The sequence below is a fragment of the Nocardia sp. NPDC004604 genome (genome assembly GCF_040609795.1).
GTDB lineage: Bacteria > Actinomycetota > Actinomycetes > Mycobacteriales > Mycobacteriaceae > Nocardia.
Genome location: NZ_JBEXLC010000291.1, coordinates 1 through 3,815 on the forward strand (window position 1 = coordinate 1; position 3,815 = coordinate 3,815).

At 65.1% G+C, this 3,815-nt stretch carries 3 protein-coding genes; all 3 read right to left on the reverse strand.

Annotated features, from left to right (window positions below):
* Positions 1-1,346 (reverse strand): AMP-binding protein (locus ABZW16_RS43345; RefSeq protein WP_354961989.1); only part of this gene is annotated, 1,346 nt, incomplete at its 3' end.
* A gap of 77 nt (positions 1,347-1,423) precedes the next feature.
* Entirely contained in the window at positions 1,424-2,755 is a 1,332-nt protein-coding gene (locus ABZW16_RS43350; protein WP_354961990.1) for an MFS transporter, read from the reverse strand.
* A gap of 131 nt (positions 2,756-2,886) precedes the next feature.
* Positions 2,887-3,815, reverse strand: a 929-nt coding sequence (locus tag ABZW16_RS43355; RefSeq protein ID WP_354961991.1) for a 3-keto-5-aminohexanoate cleavage protein, incomplete at its 5' end; no start/stop codon positions are given.

Consider the following 3,815-nt stretch of genomic DNA (forward strand, 5'->3'; position numbering starts at 1 on the left):
CCGACCACAGCGGCGAGCGAGACCGCCTCATGGGTCATGAGGATTTCTTCGATTTCACGCGGATAGACGTTGAGACCACCGCGCACGATCATGTCCTTGACGCGGTCGACGATGTAGTAATAGCCATCGGTATCGCGCTGGGCCAGGTCACCGGTACGAAACCAGCCCTCGCACATGACCTCGGCGGTGGCATCGGGCCTGTTGTGATAACCCTTCATGACATTGTGGCCACGGATGGCGATCTCACCGACGATGTCGGACCCGGTGACGGTGTTCCATTCGTCATCGATCAGGCGGACCTCCACACCCCAGACCGGTAGGCCGATCGACCCCGGGCGCGGCTCGTGATCGAGGTCGGCGAACAAGGCCAGCGGTGAGGTTTCCGACAACCCATAGCCTTCGGCGATGTCCACACCGAACCGCTGCCGGAAACGGGTCAGGATCTCCACAGGCAGGGCGGCGCCGCCGGAGAGGGCCAGTCGCAGACGTTCGGTGATGCCTCGAAGGTCGACGCTCTCGTCGACGGCCTGCAGCAGCCCCCAGTACATAGTCGGCACACCGGCGAACACGGTGATCTGTTCGGTCTGCATCAACGTCAGCGCGGTGACGGCATCGAAACGAGGCTGCAGGACCAGGGTTGCGGCGACGGAGAACCCGGCGTTCATGCTCCCCGTCTGCCCGAAGGAATGAAACAGCGGCAGCACCACCAGATGCCGGTCGTGTCGAGCAGCATTGTCGTCGAACAGTCGGTTGGTGGTGAGCGCGTTGAGCAGCAGATTCGCGTGGGTCAGCTCGGCCCCCTTGGGTGTGCCGGTGGTACCGGAGGTGTAGAGGATGACCGCGGTATCGACGGCTTCACGAAAGCAAGTGGCGAACTCGGTGGGCTGCGCCCGCACGGCGGTGGCAAATTCACCGATCGGATCGCCGGCCTGTGGGGCGGGTGAGTCGATGACGAACAAGTGACGGCAGCTCGAAGCCTCGAAACCGGCGCGACCGTAGTCGCCGATCGGCAGCTCGGGGGTGCCCTGGTAGCAGAAATAGGCTTTGGCATCGGAATCGTCGAGGTGGTAAGCGATTTCGCGGTCCTTGAGCAGAATGTTCAGCGGGACCACGACCGCGCCTGCCTTGACGATGCCGTAGTAAATGATCGGAAACCACGCCAAATTCGGGCACGACAACGCGACTTTGTCGCCCGGTTCGATGCCGTGCTCGACCAGCAGGTGGGCGACCTGGTTCGCGGCGGCGTCGACATGTTTGTAGGTCAATCTCTGATCTCCCGCGACGACGGCGTCGCGGTGCGGGTAACGATGGGCTGAACTTTCCAGCAGGGTGGACAAATTGAGCACGGCGGCACCTCATGGGTTGGTGGCGGGTGATGTGGCGGTCGGGCCGGGCAATGACGGTGAGGTCAAAGACGATGCGGTTACGCGGCCGATGGCCGGGCGTCGAGGGCGGCCATGCGGCGTAGCCCGGCCGGGTAGGCGCGCCGGCCGAGGGCCAGGGCGATGATGGCGCCGAGATAAGCCAACGGGACCAGTCGCAGGGCGTTGGCCAGCCCGTAGCGGTCGGCGAGGAAGCCGACCACGAGCGGGCCGAGTGCGAGCCCCAAGACGTTGTTGGCCAAGGTAACCGTTGCGAACGCGGTGGCACGCACGCTGCGATGGGTGAGGCTGGCCACCATCGAGAACGTGGCGCCGCTCGCGCCGGAGGCGGTCAGTGCCCCCAGCGCGAGCACGATCAGTTGGGCAGGGCCGGTGCCGAGCCCGAACGCGATGGTCAACAGGATCAGTGAGATCGTGCAGTAGACCAGTGCGCTGCTCCACTGACGCACCGGATCGGTGCGACCGATCCGGTCGGTGATGATGCCGCACACGATCATTCCGATTCCGGCGAGCAGCACATATGCCGAGGCCACAAGGCCGGCGCGGCCCGGGGGCATCGAATAGGACCGGTTGAAGAAGCTGGGCAACCACGCCAGCAGCACACCCCCGACGAACAGTTGCAGGCCGCCACCGAGGTAGGCGCACCACAGCGACACCGACGAGAACAGGCTCGACAACGGCGCCCGCGAGGTGTTGTGCGGGGCCGGAGGCGAATCCGGCGCGGGCACCTCCGCGACCTGATGACGGCTCAGGGCGGATTCGGTGATCAGCATCCGGAACGCGGCAACCAGCAGCAGGCCCACCACGGCCACGACCACGAAGGTCCATCGCCAGCCGATATGTGCGGCGACGATGCCGCCGAGCGCGACACCCAGGACCGACCCGAAAGAACTTCCGGCAAGGAACGCTCCGCTTAACGAGGCCCGCAACCGAGGTGCGAACACGGACAGCATCACTGCGGCCCCGACGCTGCCGTATGCGGCTTCACCGACCCCGACCAGAAACCGTGCACCGAGCATCTGGCCGTAGCCGGTGGCCAGCCCGCACAGCAGAGTGGCGGCGCTCCAGACGGTCGCCATGACCAGCAAGCTGCGCACACGGCCCCAGCGGTCGGCAACCAGCGACAGCGGAAACGCCAACAGCCCCACCATCAACGCGACGATGCTGGTCAACGAGCCCAGCTGCGAATCCGACAGGCCCCACTCGGATTTCAACAGTGGAAATACCGCCGCCAGCACCTGGCGGGACATGTAGTCCGACAACATCAACCCGAAGGTCAACCCGAATACGATCCACGGAAAGATCCGAGAACGTGCGCTCGGGGTCGCGGGTGTGATCGCCGCAGGGGCGGCGGGAGTGGTGGGAATATCCATGGCGCATCCTCGAGCCTGGTGAAACTAGAAGACCGGGCCCGCAGGGACCGGTGCCGGAAAATGATGAAAAACGAGCGCGGGCAGCGCGCCGCGGTCGCTGAGCTACCGTCGGCGCACTGCCCTGCGAAGGATCAAGCGTGGTGCAGGAATCCCACTTGGCCGGGCTGCCGGTTGGGCGGGAACCCGATCTTGGCCAGCGCCTCGTCGGTGCCGGAGTAGACCTCGTCGAAGAGGTAGATGTCGCGCGCCTCCTTGCAGGAAGCCACGTCGCGGCCCAGCTCGTTGGCGATGCGGACCATCTGCTCGACCTGCTGCACCGAGGTGCGTCGTTCGCCCTTGCGGCCCCACAGGTTGTCCTCGATACCGACCCGCACGTGCTGGCCCAGCGCCATCGCGATCGTGCACATCGGCGTCACATTGCGCATGATCGTCTCGATCGTCAGCACCGCACCGTCCGGCGTCCGGCGAATGAACTCGATCAGATCCGCCGGGTGCAGCCCCGCCGAACCGCCGCCGATGGCGACGTAGTTCAGCACCAGCGGACCGGTGTAGTGGCCACGGCGGATCAAACGTTCCACCGTTTCCAGCTGAGTCAGACTGCCGAGCATGAAGTGCGGTTGGATGCCGGCAGCGGTCAGGCGGCGCAGATGCTCGATGTAGAACTCCGGACCGGCTTCGACCACCATGTCGCGGTATGCCTTGTACAGCACGGGGTTCTGGATCGACGTGCCCGCGATGTCGTCATCGGTCAGCAGCTCGGTGACGTTCATCTGGCTGGTGTTGATGGCGATGGTGACCTGATCCGGTGCGGGATCGAGATCGGCCAACATATGGCGGGTGTCGTAGTCCAGCCATTTCGCTTTGTCGGCGCCTTCTGGCGGCGCGAACGAGATCGATCCGCCGACCTGCAGGATCATCTCCGGCACCGCTTCGCGGAGCCGGGCGAGCATCTCGTTGAACAGCTCCAATCGCTTCGAGCCGTGGCCATCGGCCTCGCGCACGTGGACATGCAGCACCTGCGCGCCCGCGTTGTAGCAGTCCACCGCCTTCTGGATCTGCT